19 protein-coding genes, 2 tRNA genes and 1 pseudogene are annotated in these 17,193 nt (G+C 58.0%); 5 read left to right on the plus strand and 17 right to left on the minus strand.

The genetic code is table 11. The annotated features are described in order from the left end of the window. Positions 1 to 18 precede the first annotated feature (18 nt). From MPN23_RS06155 to MPN23_RS06175, 5 genes are all read right to left on the minus strand, one after another. The gene (locus MPN23_RS06155) at positions 19 to 546 is read right to left on the minus strand and encodes an NADH-quinone oxidoreductase subunit C (protein WP_243546825.1); all 528 of its coding nucleotides are present in this window, start codon (positions 544 to 546) and stop codon (positions 19 to 21) included. A gap of 2 nt (positions 547 to 548) precedes the next feature. Next, positions 549 to 1,094 (minus strand): NADH-quinone oxidoreductase subunit B, encoded by a 546-nt coding sequence (locus MPN23_RS06160; RefSeq protein ID WP_243546826.1) that lies wholly within the window; start codon positions 1,092 to 1,094, stop codon positions 549 to 551. Continuing rightward, the gene (locus tag MPN23_RS06165; protein WP_243546827.1) at positions 1,073 to 1,450 is read right to left on the minus strand and encodes an NADH-quinone oxidoreductase subunit A; all 378 of its coding nucleotides are present in this window, start codon (positions 1,448 to 1,450) and stop codon (positions 1,073 to 1,075) included. Before MPN23_RS06165 ends, MPN23_RS06160 begins: the two co-directional genes overlap by 22 nt. A 195-nt stretch (positions 1,451 to 1,645) precedes the next feature. Beyond that, positions 1,646 to 2,980 carry a GGDEF domain-containing response regulator gene (locus MPN23_RS06170; protein ID WP_243546828.1) on the minus strand — a complete coding sequence of 445 codons (1,335 nt, stop codon included), beginning with the start codon at positions 2,978 to 2,980 and terminating at the stop codon, positions 1,646 to 1,648. Between the two features lie 25 nt (positions 2,981 to 3,005). Next, positions 3,006 to 3,698, minus strand: a complete 693-nt coding sequence (locus tag MPN23_RS06175; protein ID WP_243546829.1) for a 2-phosphosulfolactate phosphatase — start codon at positions 3,696 to 3,698, stop codon at positions 3,006 to 3,008. 142 nt (positions 3,699 to 3,840) lie between these two features. Between MPN23_RS06175 and MPN23_RS06180 the strand changes: the two genes are divergently transcribed. Then, positions 3,841 to 4,797, plus strand: coding sequence for a UDP-glucuronic acid decarboxylase family protein (locus MPN23_RS06180; RefSeq protein WP_243546830.1), 957 nt, complete (start codon positions 3,841 to 3,843; stop codon positions 4,795 to 4,797). A gap of 8 nt (positions 4,798 to 4,805) precedes the next feature. Here MPN23_RS06180 and MPN23_RS06185 read toward each other — a convergent pair whose 3' ends face one another. The 3 genes from MPN23_RS06185 to MPN23_RS06195 form a co-directional block, all read right to left on the minus strand. Further along, positions 4,806 to 5,327 carry a hypothetical protein gene (locus tag MPN23_RS06185; protein ID WP_243546831.1) on the minus strand — a complete coding sequence of 174 codons (522 nt, stop codon included), beginning with the start codon at positions 5,325 to 5,327 and terminating at the stop codon, positions 4,806 to 4,808. 581 nt (positions 5,328 to 5,908) lie between these two features. Then, entirely contained in the window at positions 5,909 to 6,907 is a 999-nt protein-coding gene (locus tag MPN23_RS06190; RefSeq protein ID WP_243546832.1) for a glycosyltransferase family 4 protein, read from the minus strand. A gap of 5 nt (positions 6,908 to 6,912) precedes the next feature. Continuing rightward, positions 6,913 to 8,013, minus strand: a complete 1,101-nt coding sequence (locus MPN23_RS06195; protein WP_243546833.1) for a glycosyltransferase family 4 protein — start codon at positions 8,011 to 8,013, stop codon at positions 6,913 to 6,915. Between the two features lie 119 nt (positions 8,014 to 8,132). Between MPN23_RS06195 and MPN23_RS06200 the strand changes: the two genes are divergently transcribed. Then, positions 8,133 to 9,056, plus strand: coding sequence for a DUF1848 domain-containing protein (locus MPN23_RS06200; protein WP_243546834.1), 924 nt, complete (start codon positions 8,133 to 8,135; stop codon positions 9,054 to 9,056). A 143-nt stretch (positions 9,057 to 9,199) separates the two neighbouring features. Next, complete coding sequence (locus MPN23_RS06205; RefSeq protein ID WP_243546835.1) at positions 9,200 to 9,790, plus strand: phosphatase PAP2 family protein; 591 nt, start codon at positions 9,200 to 9,202, stop codon at positions 9,788 to 9,790. A gap of 22 nt (positions 9,791 to 9,812) precedes the next feature. Here MPN23_RS06205 and MPN23_RS06210 read toward each other — a convergent pair whose 3' ends face one another. From MPN23_RS06210 to MPN23_RS06220, 3 genes are read right to left on the minus strand one after another with little or no spacing between them, the layout of a single operon-like run. Beyond that, entirely contained in the window at positions 9,813 to 10,523 is a 711-nt protein-coding gene (locus tag MPN23_RS06210) for a TVP38/TMEM64 family protein (protein ID WP_243546836.1), read from the minus strand. Then, entirely contained in the window at positions 10,523 to 10,771 is a 249-nt protein-coding gene (locus tag MPN23_RS06215; RefSeq protein WP_243546837.1) for a lipid A biosynthesis domain-containing protein, read from the minus strand. Before MPN23_RS06215 ends, MPN23_RS06210 begins: the two co-directional genes overlap by 1 nt. A 1-nt stretch (position 10,772) precedes the next feature. Then, positions 10,773 to 11,495: a glycosyltransferase family 2 protein gene (locus tag MPN23_RS06220; protein ID WP_243546838.1), complete on the minus strand. Its 723-nt coding sequence runs from the start codon at positions 11,493 to 11,495 to the stop codon at positions 10,773 to 10,775. Between the two features lie 89 nt (positions 11,496 to 11,584). On the opposite strand from MPN23_RS06220, the gene MPN23_RS06225 reads away from it, so the two are divergent. Next, positions 11,585 to 11,661, plus strand: a tRNA-Met gene (locus MPN23_RS06225). A gap of 53 nt (positions 11,662 to 11,714) precedes the next feature. Here MPN23_RS06225 and MPN23_RS06230 read toward each other — a convergent pair. Then, positions 11,715 to 12,266 (minus strand): annotated as a pseudogene (locus MPN23_RS06230) (DsbA family oxidoreductase); the annotation flags it as partial. 227 nt (positions 12,267 to 12,493) lie between these two features. Here MPN23_RS06230 and MPN23_RS06235 point away from each other — a divergent pair. Next, positions 12,494 to 12,570: transfer RNA gene (locus MPN23_RS06235), tRNA-Met, on the plus strand. A 63-nt stretch (positions 12,571 to 12,633) separates the two neighbouring features. Here MPN23_RS06235 and MPN23_RS06240 read toward each other — a convergent pair. The 5 genes from MPN23_RS06240 to thiH form a co-directional block, all read right to left on the minus strand. Next, positions 12,634 to 13,242, minus strand: coding sequence for a TetR family transcriptional regulator (locus MPN23_RS06240; protein ID WP_243546840.1), 609 nt, complete (start codon positions 13,240 to 13,242; stop codon positions 12,634 to 12,636). Between the two features lie 244 nt (positions 13,243 to 13,486). Beyond that, positions 13,487 to 14,791, minus strand: coding sequence for a phosphomethylpyrimidine synthase ThiC (gene thiC, locus MPN23_RS06245; protein ID WP_243546841.1), 1,305 nt, complete (start codon positions 14,789 to 14,791; stop codon positions 13,487 to 13,489). Between the two features lie 13 nt (positions 14,792 to 14,804). Further along, positions 14,805 to 15,452, minus strand: a complete 648-nt coding sequence (gene thiE, locus MPN23_RS06250) for a thiamine phosphate synthase (protein WP_243546842.1) — start codon at positions 15,450 to 15,452, stop codon at positions 14,805 to 14,807. Further along, positions 15,449 to 16,078, minus strand: coding sequence for a sulfur carrier protein ThiS adenylyltransferase ThiF (thiF, locus tag MPN23_RS06255; protein WP_243546843.1), 630 nt, complete (start codon positions 16,076 to 16,078; stop codon positions 15,449 to 15,451). The genes thiE and thiF overlap by 4 nt, the downstream gene beginning before the upstream one ends. After that, a complete protein-coding gene (gene thiH / locus MPN23_RS06260; protein WP_243546844.1) occupies positions 16,075 to 17,190 on the minus strand; it encodes a 2-iminoacetate synthase ThiH in 1,116 nt (371 codons plus the stop codon). Before thiH ends, thiF begins: the two co-directional genes overlap by 4 nt. Between the last annotated feature and the right edge of the window lie 3 nt (positions 17,191 to 17,193).

A 17,193-nucleotide genomic window follows, 5' to 3' on the forward strand; every position in this document is an offset into this window, starting at 1 on the left:
TCCCGGCCGGCACGCGGCCTATTCCGTGGAGGCTTCTTCCTCGGCCTCTTCCGCAAAAAGCTGTTCGATCTCCGAAGAACAGGTGACGACTTCGCCCAGGCTCATGACCTCCCGAAGCGCCTTCCTGCTTTTGTCGTCCTTGAGCAACGGATGCAGATCGAAATCGTCCGCAGGCAGCAGAATCGGCACCAGATTGGGATTGCCGTCAAAATTCACCCCATGGAAATCCCGCACTTCCCGCTCGTGCCATTCCGCGCCGTCATAGATACCGGTAATGGAAGGAACCGTCGGGTCCTCCCTGGAAACCAGAACCTTGACGGCGATGCGCTCGTCAACGAAGTATTTGTTGAAATGATAGACAAGGAGAAAACCTTCCTCCACGTCCAAGGCGAGAATGGATTCGAGGACATATTCCTCGGCAAACAGTTCCTCGGCAGCGCGGACGATCTGTCCCGGAGCCAGAAACACGGACCAGGCATGGCCAGTGGATGCCGGGTTGTCCCTGGTCACGCACAAGGTGGCGACACCATCCAGCACGTTCAGCATGACTAGCCCTCCAGTTCGGCGGCAACAGGCCACCAACGCTTGCCGGTTATCTTGCGCTGCAGTTCGAACAGCCCTTCGAGCAGCCCCTCGGGTCTGGGCGGACATCCGGGCACGTACACATCCACCGGGATGATCTTGTCCACGCCTTCCACCACATTGTAGTTTTCCTTGAGCTTGAAAGGACCGCCGGAAATAGCGCAGTTGCCCATGGCAATGACCCATTTGGGCGCGGGCATCTGCTCGTAGAGCCTGACAACGGCCGGGGCCAGCTTCCTTGTCACGGTTCCGGCGACGATCATCACGTCCGACTGGCGAGGGGACGGCCGGAACACCTCGGCTCCGAACCGGGCCATGTCCCAGCGGGCCATGCCCGTGGCCATCATTTCAATGGCGCAACAGGCAAGTCCGAAGGTCATGGGCCACAAAGACATGGCACGGCATACGTCCAGTATGTCCTGTGCAAGCTGGACGTTGACCAGGGGCTGGTCGATGTAACTTCCGTTGGCGGTGAGGAAATCCTTCTGCATCATTGAATCCTGCGCGGCCATGTAAACACCCCTTTTGCCCAGAAGTAGATGACGGAAAGAATTAGGAAGAACAGAAAGATAAACACCTTGACGAATGCAATCCATCCTTCTGCCGACGCATAGGCCGTTGAAACCGGGAACAGGTAAAGTACATCAACGTCAAATGCGAGGAAGATCAGAGCATATACATAGTAGGATATGCCCCACTGCTGCCAGGCTCCGCCGAATGGACGCATACCGCACTCATACGGCATGCCAATGTCTCCGCCTCTTGCTTTCGGTGCAAGCAGAACAGCAAGGAGAATTGGGCCAACGGCAAACAGGATACCAGCAAGCAAAAAGAGGATAATTGCAAAATGCAGCCAACTAAAAATCATACCCCATCCTTTGGCTTTAATTTTGCTTGAAAAACCCGCAAAATACCTTTTTACAGGTTGTCCACTGTCATGCACTGAAAAAAAAACTAAGTCAAGGACATTGCGAAAATTTTGGCAATGACACCAGCAACAAATTCGGCAAGTTACCCGACTAAAAAGGAGGACTATAAAGGTAGGAAATAGGAAAGGACGCGGCTATTCGCCGCACTCGGAAAAGTAGCCGAATTTGTGACCACCGCGCTTCTTGGCGTGGTACATGGCAGCATCGGCCCGACTGACCAGAGTCATGCTGTCGCGACCGTTTTCGGGATACAGGCTGATGCCGATCGTCGCACCGACACAGACCTGTTCGCCATTGATGACAAACGGAGATTCCAGAACTTCCAAAAGACCGCCCGCCACCACGGACGCACTTTCCGCGCCATCCGGGCCTTCAAGCAGCACGCCGAACTCATCGCCACCCAGCCGGGCCAGCGTATCGGCCTCCCTGATCCGCTGGCTCAGACGCTCGGCGACCATGCGCAGCAATTCGTCGCCAACCTGATGTCCTTTGGAATCGTTGACCTTCTTGAACTCGTCCAAATCGATGAAAAGCACGGCAATGCCCACGCCGTATCGCTTTGCCGAAGCAAGGGCATGTTCCAGACGATCAAAGAAAAGATGCCGATTGGGAATGCCGGTCAGACTGTCCACAGTCGCCAGATGGCGAAGCTCCAGCTCTGTCCGCTTTCGTTTGGTGATGTCTTCGACAACGCCTTCCACCAATTCCGGATGTTCGTCGCACGCCGGAACCACGCGGGAACTCTCCGAACACCAGATGATTTCGCCACTCCGTCTCCGGGCCCGAAATTCGAAATTGGAGACAAGACCGTCCCGCGCCAACCCCTCACGGTAGGCACGACGCTCCTCCTCGAAGGCCATGATCGAATCCCAAGATCCGGAAACCCCTATCAATTCCGAGGCGGAATCATAACCCAGAAGTTTGACGAGCGCAGGATTGGCTTCAAGGTATTTCCCATCCGATGTCCGTTGAAAAATTCCCTCGACCGCGCGTTCGAACAGGGAACGATATTTTTCCTCGGCCTTGCGCAACTGGGCCTCGACAGCCTTCCGCTGCTCGATCTCCCGCTCAAGCAGAGCCTTCTGCTGATTCATCTGCAGAAAAATCTGAACCTTGCTTTTCAGGGCCTGCACGTCCACCGGGCGAAACATGTAATCCACGGCACCCGACTCGTAGCCCTGCTTTATGTTTTCCTCATCCTGATAAATGGCAGTAATGAAGATGATGGGCACATGACGACCGCGGTCCAGTTCCTTGATGTGCATGGCAGCTTCATAGCCATTCATCCCCGGCATCTGGATATCCAGCAGAATGAGCGCAAAGTCGTTTCGACGAACCAGCTCCACAGCCTCAATGCCGTTCTTGGCCTGAACGATCTCGCACCCTTCCTGGGACAGCAAGTGATCCAGCAGAGCCAGATTGGTCTGGGAATCGTCGACAATGAGAACTTTCTGAAGCTGTTTGCTCATGGGCTTTCCTATCAGAAAAAAGGCTTCAGGCCACGGAAATCCTGCGCAACCAGACTCCACCGCCGTCGCGCGGCCCCGCCTTCAGCACGAAATCGAACCGATCCAGATCCATGCACAGGTCGAAATCCCGCTCCGGCGCATAGTCCTTGGTCTCATCAAAGAACTTCAAGGCCCCGGGAACCGTGGCCAGAAATTTTTTCAACGTCTTGAAACTGTTCGGGTAGTTCTCGATCTCATTCTTGATGTACATGGCGCACATCATGTCTTCCTGCGCCCGCATCCGTCCGGCCTCGCCCATGGCCACCAGAGTGACGACTTCAGGTTCGGTGCGCCGAACATACTCGACCACGGCAGCGGCATTGACAAACGCCCCGGTGATCACCTCTCCGGCCCCCAGGGCCGCCACCAGCCCCTGCGTCCCCGCGCTGGTCGTATGCACCAATGTTCTGCCGGAAAAATCCTCGTGCTCAATCTCGGTCGGGGAATTGCCGAAATCGAAACCATCGATTCGGATGCAATCGCGCTCTCCGACCAGAACGCCCTTTTCCTGCGCCGCGATATCCCGCGCCAAATCCACGTCATCCACGGCCACGTATCTTTCCGCACCATTGGCCGCGGCATAACAGGCAAGGGAAAACGCCCTGTACACATCAATGACAACGACAAGCCCTTGCGCACTGCGAGCGCCTTCCAGACATTCAGCTATTTTAACGATCATTTGGGTATATCCTTAAACAATGGTTCTGGTTGCTATCTCGCATGCGCAGACGCAAGCGTCAACCTCATCCGGAAACTTTCTCGGGAAAAAGAACCCGACGGATTCATTGACAGAATGGTCCTTTTATTGCAATTCTCACCGCATGGCAAAAAAATCCATTCTCGTCACCGGCGGCAGCGGCTTTCTGGGATCCCATCTCTGCGAACGCCTTCTCGACATGGGGCATGAAGTCCTTTGCGTGGACAACTTCTTCACCGGACAGAAGGCAAACATCCTGCACCTCGTCGACAATCCGTACTTCGAGGTGTTGCGCCACGACGTGACCTTCCCGTTATATATTGAAGTGGATGAAATATACAATCTGGCCTGCCCGGCCTCACCGATCCACTATCAGTTCGATCCGGTGCAGACCACCAAGACCTCGGTGCACGGCGCCATCAACATGCTGGGGCTGGCAAAACGCATCCGGGGCAAGATTCTGCAGGCCTCGACCAGCGAAGTCTACGGCGATCCCGAAATGCATCCCCAGAGGGAAGACTACTGGGGACATGTCAATCCCAACGGATTACGCGCATGCTACGATGAAGGCAAACGATGCGCCGAAACCCTTTTCTTCGACTACCACCGCCAACACAAGCTGCGCATCAAGGTGGCCAGAATCTTCAATACCTACGGACCGCGGATGGCCATGAACGATGGCCGGGTCGTCTCGAACTTCATCATTCAGGCCCTGCAGGGCAAACCCATCACGGTCTACGGCAAGGGAGAGCAGACCCGCAGTTTCTGCTATGTCGACGACCTTGTCGACGGACTGATCCGTCTCATGCAGGACACTCCGGACGAATTCACCGGCCCCATGAATCTGGGCAACCCCGGCGAGTTCACCATTCTCGAACTGGCGGAAACCGTAATTGCCATGACCGGATCGAAATCCAGAATCGAATTCAAGCCGTTGCCTTCGGATGATCCCATGCAACGCCGCCCGGACATCACCCTGGCCAAATCAACCATAGGCTGGGAGCCCCGAGTGAATCTGGAAATCGGGCTTCGCAAGACCATCGAATATTTCGATGCGCAGCTCAAAGCCGAACGCGGCTAGACTGCGCGCTATTCCACGATCTCGGACCGGGACAGAATTTCGGGCAGCAAGGTAATGCCGAGCCGTTGCAATTCCCTTTTGCTGAATCTCAGGGAAATGGCTTTCGGCGGTTTCGCAGAGAACATGTAGGGACGTGCTCCGCCAAGGATGGACCGGGCAAGGTCTGCTGCGGCCCCGGCCTGAATTTCCGGGGCAACCCAGAAGGCTCCGAGCGCCCTGCCGGGCCCCACATCTTCCGGAACCAGTGAGAACACCGGAACCGGGGAATATTTCACGGTCCAGGCCAGAATATCCGAGGGCAGCACTTTTCCGCCCCCGGCATCGGGCAAGGTGTGCAAACGGGACAGGACCAGCACGCAAAAGCCCTTGGCCCTCAGGGCCTTGACCTCCATCTGCCACTCCTCCCATCCCAAAACTCTTCTGATCGCCAACCTGCGTCGATATCCCGGGTCGTCGAAACCATTCAGGATGGAAGCCCAAAGACGTTTGGAATCCTCGGTGCGATCCATGAGCAGCAAGACCTTGCACACCGGTTTCCTGAGCACAGCCTGAGGAAGGGAAGGGAAAAACCTGACTCGCGGCCGGTCCAAAATGCCGGTCACATTCAGTGCCGACGCATCCAGGACAGCTCTGGGATTGCCGCGAACCCCCAGATACACGACGGGGAAATCCTTTCCGGACAAGGGCTTGCCCAAAGCCTGCAAAGCAGCATCCCCGGAAAGAAAGACCAATGCCGGAGAATTTTCCCGTATTTCCCGCAACCCCCTGAGGACCATCTGTTCGCTTGCATGGCCCCCTTGCGATTCGATACCAAGAAAAAACGCATTCAGGTCTCGAGGCTTGAATTCCTCGGACAGAATGCGTCGATACACCGATTCCCGGCCACCATCATCCTTCCCGCTTGCCACAAACAGAACAGGTCTATTCCCGGCCAACGCCCCGAACAGGCAACTCCCGACCAGAAGCATTGCAACAGAAACAATGCCCATTCGCCAAAGCACAGGTCCATGGCGCCCCGGGCACAGGCGAAAAAACAATATCCGCGCAACAGGTTCCATTTGTTTCCTGTTACGCTGCCCCCGAATGAATGACTGTTATTATCCCAACCGGATCACACGCCGAGGACACGCCACAGCCGATCAGCCAAGGCCTTTATGTCGAATTCGGCAACCACCTTGCGCCGGGCGGCCTGAGCCATTTTCTCCCGCAAATCCGGATCATGGGCAAGGCGCAGCACATACTCAGCCCACTCCTCGGGTTTCCGGACCAGAAAACCGTCCATGCCGTGCTCGATGATCTCGGCATTCGCGCCGACATCCGAAGCAACGGGAACAACACCGCACGCCATGTACTGGAGTATCTTGAATCCGCATTTGCCGCGGGTGTATTCGGTGTCATGCAGAGGCATGAGCCCAATATGCATGGCCTGCAATTGACGCACCTCCAATTCCGGAGACCAGGCAGACCAAAATGTCACGTCTTTCCCCACTCCCTCGTATCTGGCGTTCGACACCACGGAAAACTGAATGGGGCCGACATGCGGAGTCAACGCCTCCATGGGCTCATCAAGATACGGCAAATTGCCGGACGTCCCCATCCAGCCGACCAGAACCGCATCCCCCTCGTTGCCGCCGGAGCCGCACACATATTTGTCCGTATCCAATCCCGTTGGCAGGATACTGACATTTTTTTGATATTCCAAAGCCTTGTCAGCGAGAAAACGATTCCCGGCTATACACAAATCCGAAGAGGCGCACTGACGACCGAACCGATCGGCAAACTTGGCCGCCCTCCTCCGCTGCTTCATGCCCTGCAAATCATGCGCAGGCAAAGTCCAGACAGCGTCATCGAAATCAAACACCAACTTGCCGCACTTGCGTCTCAGGGCCGACAGTTCCAATGTGGAAAAAAGTTTTTGCTGCACAACATAGACATCAGCCCAGGGGAGACGACTGAAAAAGGGATACCGGCGCACCATGCTCTTGGGAATACGCTTCCAAAAGAAATCAAGTCCCTGCTGTCTGCCGAGATCAACAAAAGGCAGCACCCGAAAACGCACACTGGGCAAGTTGGCTCCGGAAGGAGTCAGAAATCCGATTCGTATAGCCATGATTGTCACCTCGCGGTGTTCGCGAGCATGTTTTCTATCAGATCAACATATGGAGCCACGCCGAAGCTGCCGTTTTCCGGCCAGCAGAAGGGGGCGGCCAAGGGGTGTTCGGCAGCCGACGCAAGAACGCGGGCCAATTCGACTTCATCTCCGGGGTCAGAAAAAATCCACTCTTCGGACAGAAAATGGGCGCTCCCATTGCGCGCGCTGGAAACCACCCGGCACCCGCACGCCAAGGCTTCAAGCACGGCATTGGAACATGCATCGTAATACGTGGCCAAGGCAAAGACATCCGCAGTCCGATAGAACTGCGGCATGTCGTCGACACGGCCCAGAAATTCCACCCGATCCGCAACGCCCAGCCTGCGGGCCAACGTGAGATACTTGTCCGGTTTGCGGCCCCCGGCCACACGCAGCCGAAAATTCTGCGGCAGTCGAGCCAATGCCCGCAGCAACGGGCCAATGCCCTTGAGAACGAAGTTGGTTGCGGCCGTGGCAATGACAACATCCGTTTCCGCAATGCCATGCGCCTTTCTGAGCTGCTGGCGCTCCTCGGGGGGCACTGGAGTATAGCGGGTCAGATCAGGACGATTGTAGACGACCCGCACATCATCCCTGTTCAGATGCGGATTGGCCTCCAGAATCAAATCCCGCACGAAGTGGGAAACCGCGACGATTTCCCGGGAATGGCGAAACCGCAGCACATCCAGAACATGCGTGGCCCAGGACGACGGAGAAAGACGGCGGCGCAGCATCTTGAAGAAACGGGGAAAGCCGGCAGGCCAGGCTTCTCTGGACAACTTCCAGAACGTGGTCTGCGGGCCGCCACCGATGCGCAGCAAATCCTGACGAAACGTCTTCCCCAGTCCCACGGTCAAATCATACTTTCCGCGCCTGCGCGCGAACTCCGCAGCAACAGCGAACCAGACGATCTTGATCCATCGGCACCCGCCGAAACGCCCCACGACCACAGGCCTGACGCCATGCGGCGGCTCGGCTTCCACACGAGCACAAATGAAATCCACGGCATGCCCTTTGCGCGCCAAGGCATCCGAAAGCCTGAGCGCAAAGGATTCCGCACCACCGTACGGACTGAGCCGAGGCATGACTACCGCGATTTTTTTCTGTTTTTCACCAACTGCCGTCATCTTGGCGGACACATTGACAGGCAACGCAGGATTGCGCAACCATTTCCTCCGGACAAACCAACACGCAAGAGGCAACCATGATCGTCAGCGCCAGCCGCCGCACCGACATTCCCGCCCTGTACCCGGAATGGTTCATGAACCGCATGCGCGCGGGCTTCTGCACCGTGCCCAATCCATTCAATGCAAAACAGGTGTCCACCATCCCCCTGAACAGAACGGAAGTGGACGCCATTGTCTTCTGGACCCGATACCCGGCCCGTTTCCTGCCCATGCTCGACGAACTGGACGCATTCGGCATTCCCTACACGTTTCTCTTCACCCTGATGAGCTACCCGCCGGACATGGAACCGAACATGCCGTCGTTTCCGGCACGGCTGGACACTTTCCTCCGGCTTGCGGAACGAGTCGGCCCGGATCGCGTGGCGTGGCGATACGACCCCATCGTGCTCTCCCGCGTCACGAATGCATTCTTTCACCAAAACAATTTTCAGCAGATCGCCACCCTGCTTCAGGGAGCCACGCATCAATGCATCGTCAGCGTCATGGACCCGTATGGCAAGACCGTGAAACGAATGAAAAGAATATCCGAGGAATTGCAGCCCGAACTGACCCCCTCCCCAGAATCCGTATTGCCGCTGCTGGCCGACATGGCAGCAATTGCCGAACAATCGGGCATGACCTTCCAGACCTGCGCCCAGAGCGAAGCCTTTGCCAATGCCACGGTCCGGCCCGGAGCCTGCATCGACGCAGCTCGCCTGAACACGGTTTTCAACCTGTCCATTCCGTGCCATAAGGATTCGGGCCAGCGGCCTCATTGCCTGTGCTCCGCATCACGCGACATCGGCATGTATGATTCCTGCGTGTTCGGCTGCACCTATTGCTATGCCAATGCCGACTTTGCGCGTTCCGTCAGGAACCGCGCCGCGCATGATCCGCTGTCCCCGTCCCTGCTCGGCCATCACCCACCCGATGCCGTGCAGAAATCGCTTTTTGCCGAATAACGGACTGAATCAGACCGCTGAAAAAAACAGAATGCAGGCTGTTCGGAAATGGTGGGATGCAAGGCTTGAAAAAGCTGGAATTCAATACATGAAAACAGAAAATCACCTTTTTCTCAACATGCTGTCGACCGCAAGAGGACTCCATGCTGTTCCAGACGCCATCTCTTGACCTTGATCTGTTCCTGCTCGTGAACACCCAGTTGCGATGCGCTTTTTTCGACGTGCTCATGCCAGCGCTGTCCTCGAAATATCTGATGCTCGGGCTGCTCGGCATCGCCGCGATCCTGACCGTGCTGCGCAAGGGCAAACGTCAGCTCATCCTGTTTCTGGTGCTGCTGGTCGGCATGGGGCTCACGGATCTTTCCGCCAATTTCGTCAAGAAGCAGGTGCAACGCGTCCGCCCGCTCAACGCTCTGGCTGGCGTGCATTATCAGGAAGACGGTCAGTGGCGGCAACGCCCTGCCGACTTTGTCCAGACCAAGGAGAACGGCACATCCTACCCGTCGTCCCATGCCGCGAACACCATGTGTCTGGCTCTGCTCGCCATGACGCTCTGGCCCGGACTGAAAAAATGGCCGTTGCTTCTGCCCTTGGCAGTCGGCTATTCCCGGCTCTATCTGGCCAAGCACTACCCCACGGACGTGCTTGCCGGATGGGCATTCGGTCTGATCACGGGAACCCTGGTCTGGCTCGTGTGGAAACACTGGGCCGCACGGCGGCTCGGATTCGAATAGAAGGGAAAAACGAAGAGAACGGCTATTCGTCGCCCACGGCAGCAGCCGCCTCGGCGCGATACCGGCGATACAGCCGCACGCCGAGCCATGCGGACACGGCAAGCAGCACGGCGGACGTGCCCAGGGACAGGACCACGCCCGTGGAGGAATCGGCATTCAGGCCGGAACCGAAAAGCGCGAAGATCAAATTCTGGGGAATATAGCCGAGGGTCGAGCCGAGCACGAAGCGGGACAGGGGAATGGAACTCACGCCTGCGGCCAGATTGGTGATGAGATTGCTTCCAAGGGGAAACAGCCGGATGGTCAGGGCCATGTTGAAGGGCTCGCGGCTCAGAAATGCGTCGATCGCCTTGACCCGATGCCCGAACTTCCGGGCCACGAATTCCCGCCCGCCAAGCCGGGCATAGCCCGCAGCCAAGGCACAGCCCATGCCGGAACCAAGCGTGGCCAGCAGCGTACCGCTTACCGCGCCGAACGCGAATCCGCCCAGAAAGGCCACGAGCTGACGCGGCAATCCCAGTCCGGTGAACGCAGCGGCCACAAGCAGGTAGATGACCACGGACATGGGCCCGGAACCAAGGATGTGGTCATTGAACCACTGCGTATCCTCGAGCATGTCGGCCAGTCCGGCGGTTCTGGCGAGATACACGCCCCCTGCCAGCACGGCCAGCATGACAATGCCCTTGATTGCGGACTTCCAGCCCCTGTTTGTCGCGCCGTTGATTTCCGGCATCATTCCTGCCTTTGCAGCCTGAAAAGAATATATGCGACGCACGCCTGTCCCGTGACAAACACGGGATCGCTCTGCGCCGCTCCATAGGCCATTCCCGCACCGGTTCCGGTCCAGCCACAGACCAGTGCCCAACGCGGAAAGGGTTGTACCTCTTTCGTGTGGAAACGTAAAATCGCATGCCGGAGAAAGAAAACCGCCTGCCCCGCGACGGTCATCGCGAGCAGCCACCAGTTTTCCGGCAGGGACATCCTACTTCTTTTCCTTCACCGTATAGTCGAGATGACGGCGAATGAGCCACTGCACGCCGATCAGATCGTACAATCCGGCCACGGCCCGGTCCCAGGTACCGTACTTGGACTCGCCCCGATGCCGCTGGCGGTGATTGACTTCGATCTCCCTTATCCGCGCACCCTGCATCTTCATGAGAATGGGCAGAAACCGGTGCATGTTGCGAAACCGGGGCAATTCGGCCAGATAGTCGGCCCGCATCACCTTGAGCGAACATCCGGTGTCGCGGACGCCATCGTCCGTGAACCAGTCCCGGACGGCATTGGCAATTCTGGACGAAAGCCGTTTCACCAAAGTGTCCTTGCGCTTGGCACGCCAGCCGATGACCATCTCGCACTCCTGACCGAACAGGTTCAGCATGGCCGGAATGTCGGCGGGATCGTTCTGCAGATCGGAATCCATGGTGATCACCACGGGAAACCGGGCAGCATCGAACCCGGCGCAAAACGCGGCGGACTGGCCACGATTCTCGGCAAAAGCCACGAACCGGACCTCGGGATGCGACTGGGCAAGCCCCCTGATGACGGAGAGACTGTCATCGGTGCTGGCATCGTCAACAAATACGGCTTCCCACTCCTGTCCGGTGGAATCCGCGGCCTTTTTCAGCTCCTCGAAGAGCAACGTCAGATTGTCCTGTTCATTATATACGGGCAGGACAACGGAAAATTTACGGGAATCATCCATAGCGGAGCAGGAATACGGAATTTTCGGATTCTTGTAAATAAGTTGTTGACAAACTCGGGCCGACTGCCTAGAACCTTTTTCTCACGTGACGCGGGGTGGAGCAGTTCGGTAGCTCGTCGGGCTCATAACCCGAAGGTCGTCAGTTCAAATCTGGCCCCCGCTACCACACGATAGCACAAAGGCTTGCGAATTCGGTTCGCAGGCCTTTTTTCTTTTCCCTCATCCTCCGGCCACTTCGGCAAACGCCTTGCGAAACGTTTCCACGGGCTGTGCCCCGGTAATGACCTCTCCCCCCTTGATCACGAATGTGGGTGCGGCCTTGACCGGCACTTCCAACGCGGCCTGCCGCGTCCGATCCAGACGCGGCTGATACGTATTGTCGTTCCACGCACGAATCAGCGCATCCGTGTCCAAACCGGTTTTCCGGGCAACGGCCAGCACCACATCCCGCTGCCCGATGTCCAGACAGTCCGTGAAATACGCCTGAAACACGGCCTCGTGGAATTCCTCATGCAGATCGCAATCCCGGGCGAACTCGCCAGCCTGCAACGCAAGCCGCGAGTTGCTCATGAGCTCCTGCACGTCGAATCGAATCCCCATGGGCCTGCCGCGCCTATCCAGATCATGAAAGAACGCCTCGAAATCCATTCCGAGAAATTGCTCCGCAAGCAGTACCCCCTGCTGCGGAGTTTCCGGGTGCAATTCATAGGGCAGCCATTCATCCCGAATCACGAATTCATCTCGCAACTGTTCGACAATACCTTTGCCGACATAGCAGAAAGGTCAAACGTAATCGGAATAGATGGCAACAACAACGGGTCTCATAACCGCCCCTCCAAACGCCTTGGGAATATCTCTGCATGCATTATCGACACAAAATCCAAGGTATGCGCCCGGTTCAGGCACGTCAATACAATCCCGAACCGAACCATTTCAAATATTTTTCATTTTTCCGTTGACACCGCACCCCTCACAGCCTAGAACTCTTTTCGCAGTGACGCGGGGTGGAGCAGTTCGGTAGCTCGTCGGGCTCATAACCCGAAGGTCGTCAGTTCAAATCTGGCCCCCGCTACCACAGATATCAAAAAGGCTTGCGAATCAAATTCGCAAGCCTTTCTTTTTTCTGCTCGCGGCAGAACTATCTGGCCACGCCGTGGAAGAACATGTCCACGAACAAGGGAACGGAAGCCCGCCAATCGTGCCGATCCGGCTGATCAAGACGATAATGTCCCATGCCGATGAGTACGGCCATGAAATAGGTTGCAGCTGCGCCGGGGTCCAGCTCCGGCTTTACCCAGCCCAGTTCCTGTCCCTTGCGGAAATGATTTTCCACGGACGCCATGTATCCCTTGAACCGTTCCTTGATCTCCTCGTCCCGGGGCTGCAACTCCTCGCACCGCTCCGTACGGTGCAGGTCCAGCTCCAGAGCCTGAAGCAACCGCTCGTTTTCCGCCAGATTTTCGAACCAGTTCTCCATCACGGCCCGCAGGCCGTTGCCCGAGGACTCTTCACGCATCAATGCATTGAAGAAATCCTCAATGGGCTGAAACACGTCGTCGAGCAGCGAGGTATACAAATCCACCTTGTTCCTGAAATGACCGTATACCGCGCCCCGGGTCATGCCGACCTCCTCGGCGATGTCGGTCAGGGACGTCCTGAAATACCCCTTGCGCAAAAACACGGCCAAGGCCGCGTCGAGGAGCATGGCCCTCGTCTTGAGCGCCTCCTCTCTGGTTTTCCTCGCCATCTGCTTTCCTCTGGTTCGCGGACACGGACCGTGCCCCTGTTCTCTACTGCGGCGGAATCAAGGCATCACGCCGCTACAGGGCCGCATGCATGACAGCGACCCGGATTTCCGAGTATGGCGGCGATATACACCCTATCCGACAAAAAGCCAACCCGAGGATGTGAAAACATCCCGGCATTGCAAGAAAAAAACGGCCCTGTCCGATGTTCCGGGCAGGGCCGCAAGGCGTTCGGATCACGAACAGCTAGTCATCAAGCTGGATGTCCTTGCCTTCCATGATGCGGTTCATGTTGCGCACGGCGCACATCTTGCCGCACATGGAGCAGGAATCCTTGTGTTCGGGTTCGGAGGAGGCCCTGTACTCCTTGGGCCGCACCGGGTCCATGGCGAGCTTGAACATGGCGTCCCAGTCCAGAGCGGCGCGTGCCCCGCTCATTTCATCGTCCCATTCCCGCGCGCCGGGCAGTCCCTTGGCAATATCCGCGGCATGGGCTGCGATGCGGGTCGCGATGATGCCTTCCTTCATGTCTTCAAGGGTGGGCAGACGCAGATGCTCGGCCGGGGTGACATAGCACAGGAAGTCCGCGCCGTGCTGTGCGGCCACGGCCCCGCCGATGGCGGAAGTGATATGGTCATAGCCCGGGGCTACGTCCGTGACAATGGGACCCAGCACGTAGAACGGCGCGCCGTGGCACAAACGCTTTTCCATCATCATGTTGCCCGGAATCTCATTCAGGGCCATATGGCCCGGCCCCTCGATCATGACCTGCACATTGCGCTCCCATGCGCGTTTGGTCAGTTCGCCCAGCGTGATGAGCTCCTCGACCTGGGACGCATCCGTGGAATCGTGCAGACAGCCGGGACGGCAGCCATCTCCGAGGCTCAGAGTCACGTCATGTGCCTCGCAGATGTCGAGCAGTCTGTCATAATGCTCGTAGAACGGGTTTTCCGCGTCGTTGATTTCCATCCAGGTGTACAGCAGGGAACCGCCGCGGGACACGATGTTGGTCAGCCTGCCGCCCTGCCGTACCTTGGCCGCTGCCGCGCGGTTCAGACCCGCATGGATGGTCAGGAAGTCCACGCCGTCATGCACGTGGGCCTCCACGACCTTGAAGAATTCGTCAACGGTGATGTCCTGAAGATTCTTGTCGTAGAACCCCACGGCATCGTAGATGGGCACGGTGCCGATCATGGCCGGGGACATGTTCACGAGGGCCTGACGAAACTCGCGGGTCTTGCCGAAGCAGCTCAGGTCCATGATGGCCTCGGCATTGAGGGCCAAGGCCGCGCGCACCTTGTCCAGCTCCTTGTCCACGTCCGAGCAGTCCTTGGAGATGCCGAGATTGACGTTGACCTTGGTGCGAGTGCCCTCGCCCACGGCCGCGCCTTCCAGGCTGGTGTGATTTCTGTTCGCCGGAATGATGACCGTTCCCTTGGCCATGCGCTCCATCAAATCCTCGATGCGCATGCGTTCCTTGCGGGCCACGGTTTCCATCTGCGGGGTGACAATGCCCTTGCGGGCCGCGTCCATCTGGGTGGTGAATGTCATTTCCATATTCTCCTTATGCGCTTTGCATGGCGTTGCGAAGCGATTGAATTTTCGCGGGAATGTCCTGCGCGCCGACAACCTCGGTAATCATGGCCACGCAGGAACACCCGCGCCGCACCACTTCTCCGACATTGTCCTCCTTGATGCCGCCAATGGCTACAAAAGGCAGATCAATGCTGTTCGCCACAAATTCGAGATATTCGAAGCCCACCGGGGCGCACACGTCCTCCTTGGTGGCGGTCCGAAAGATCGGACCGACCCCGATGTAGTCCGCGCCACGCGCCACGGCCTCGCGCGCCTCTTCCGGAGCATGCGTGGACAGACCGATGGCCATGTCCGGCCCCACAAGCTGCCGCACCGCTTCCAGAGGCAGGTCCTCCTGCCCGACATGCACGCCGTCCGCGCCCACGAGCACGGCCAGATGCACGTCATCGTTGACGATGAACGCTGCGCCAGCCTCCCGGGTCATTTCCCGGATCTTCAGGCACTCCTCGTACTTGGCCCCCATCTTCTTGTGCTTTTCCCGGTACTGGACAAGCTTGACGCCAGCCTCCAGCATGGAGCCGACCACTTCGATGTTGTTCCGTCCAAGGGAAAACTTCTCCCCGGTCAGGCAATAGATGTCCGTGTTCAGGATGGTTTGCCGATTGATTCCGCTCATGCGGTCTCCCCCTGTTTGTATCGTTCGAAAAAATGGTGCAGAACCACGTCCGCCTGTTTTGCCGCGACCACGCCCACAGTGGGAGACAGGGGCGGATGGTCGACAGAGCATTCGGTTTCCATGTCCCCCACAAGATGGAAATTGGGCAGCATCCGACGGATGCGCACCGCATCGCTGTTGCCGCACCCGCCAATGCCGGACGCAGCGACCACGAGCCTGCCCGACGGAACCACGGCCTCGACCAGCGCCTTCTTGCAGGCCGGATCGTCGAACGCCTCGACAACCGCATCGCATCCGGCGAACAGATCGGCCGCATCAGCGGCTTCCACGCGCACAGGTCTCGCGTCCACGACCACATCGGGATTCACGCGACGCAGATTTTCGGCCAGCGCCTCGACCTTGAGTTGCCCGACCTGATCCGCGAAAAAGCACTGCCGATTCAGGTTCGACGGTTCCACGCGGTCGAAATCCGCCACGAGGAACCGTCGAAAACCACTTCGGACCAGATGCATGGCACAGTTGGACCCAAGGCCCCCGGCTCCGGCAATGCCCACGGTCACGCGGCTCACGAAGTCGAGGAATCCCGCGCCCAGCCAAGTTGCCATGCCCTGCTCGCTCATGTTCATGCACGCACTCCGTCAAAGGGCTCCCAGTCCTTGAACACGGGCTGGAATCCCCGGGAGCGGATCATGTCGCACACCTCGGGCACGCTTCGGCTGTCCGCGATCTCGAACTGACCGACCTTCTCGCCCTTCTGGCTGTGGCCCCCCACTTCCACGGACACGCCTGCGGATATGCGGGTCACGCCCAGCGGCAGGATGTTCTCGCGGAATTCCGGGGCCTCGCGCGTGGAGATGGTGATGCCCAGCCGGGGCATGTACAGCCGCAGCGCGCACATGATCTGGACCAGATCACGGTCCGAGGCCACGGTGGTGGGCTGGAAATCCCCGGCATGCGGCCGCATGCGCGGCAGGGACACGGCAATGTCCACTTCGGGATATTTCGTCTCAAGATACTGGGCATGCATTCCGGTGAACAGGGCGTCGCGCCGCCATTCGTCCAGACCGAGCAGCGCGCCCACATTGACCACGCGCATCCCGGCCTTGCAGGCCCGTTCCGGCGCATCCACGCGGAACGCATAGTCCTTTTTCGGTCCGGCCGGATGCAACACGGCATACAACTCGCTGTTGTATGTCTCCTGAAACATGGTCATGCCGTCCACTCCGGCCCGAACCATGCGCGCGTATTCCTCCTCGGTCATGGCGAACACCTCGATGCTCACGGAAGGGAAGAATCTGCGCAATACCCTGGTGCAGGATTCCAGATAGTCCACGCCTGCCATTTTCGGAGCTTCGCCTGTCAGGATGAGCAGATGCTTGAGTCCGGTGTCGGCAATGGCCTTGGCTTCGACCGCCAGCTGATCCATGTCGAGCTGGCTGCGCGGAATGCCGTTCCGGCAATTGAACCCGCAGTACACGCAATGGTTGGTGCAGAAATTGGACAGGTACAGCGGAGTGAACAGGCTGATGGTCCTGCCGAAGTTGCGGGTGGTCAGGTCATGGGACTTGCGAGCCATGGCCTCCAGATGCGGAATGGCGGCCTCGGACAGCAGCGCCAGATAATCCCATTCGTCGATCACGTCCTTTTGCAAGGCACGCAGCACGTCGGATTCCCGGACCGCGTCGAACCGATCCATGACCGACGGAAACACGGCCTCGACTGTTTCGCGGAAACTCATCAC

Source organism: Pseudodesulfovibrio tunisiensis (assembly GCF_022809775.1).
Classification (GTDB): Bacteria; Desulfobacterota; Desulfovibrionia; order Desulfovibrionales; family Desulfovibrionaceae; genus Pseudodesulfovibrio; species Pseudodesulfovibrio tunisiensis.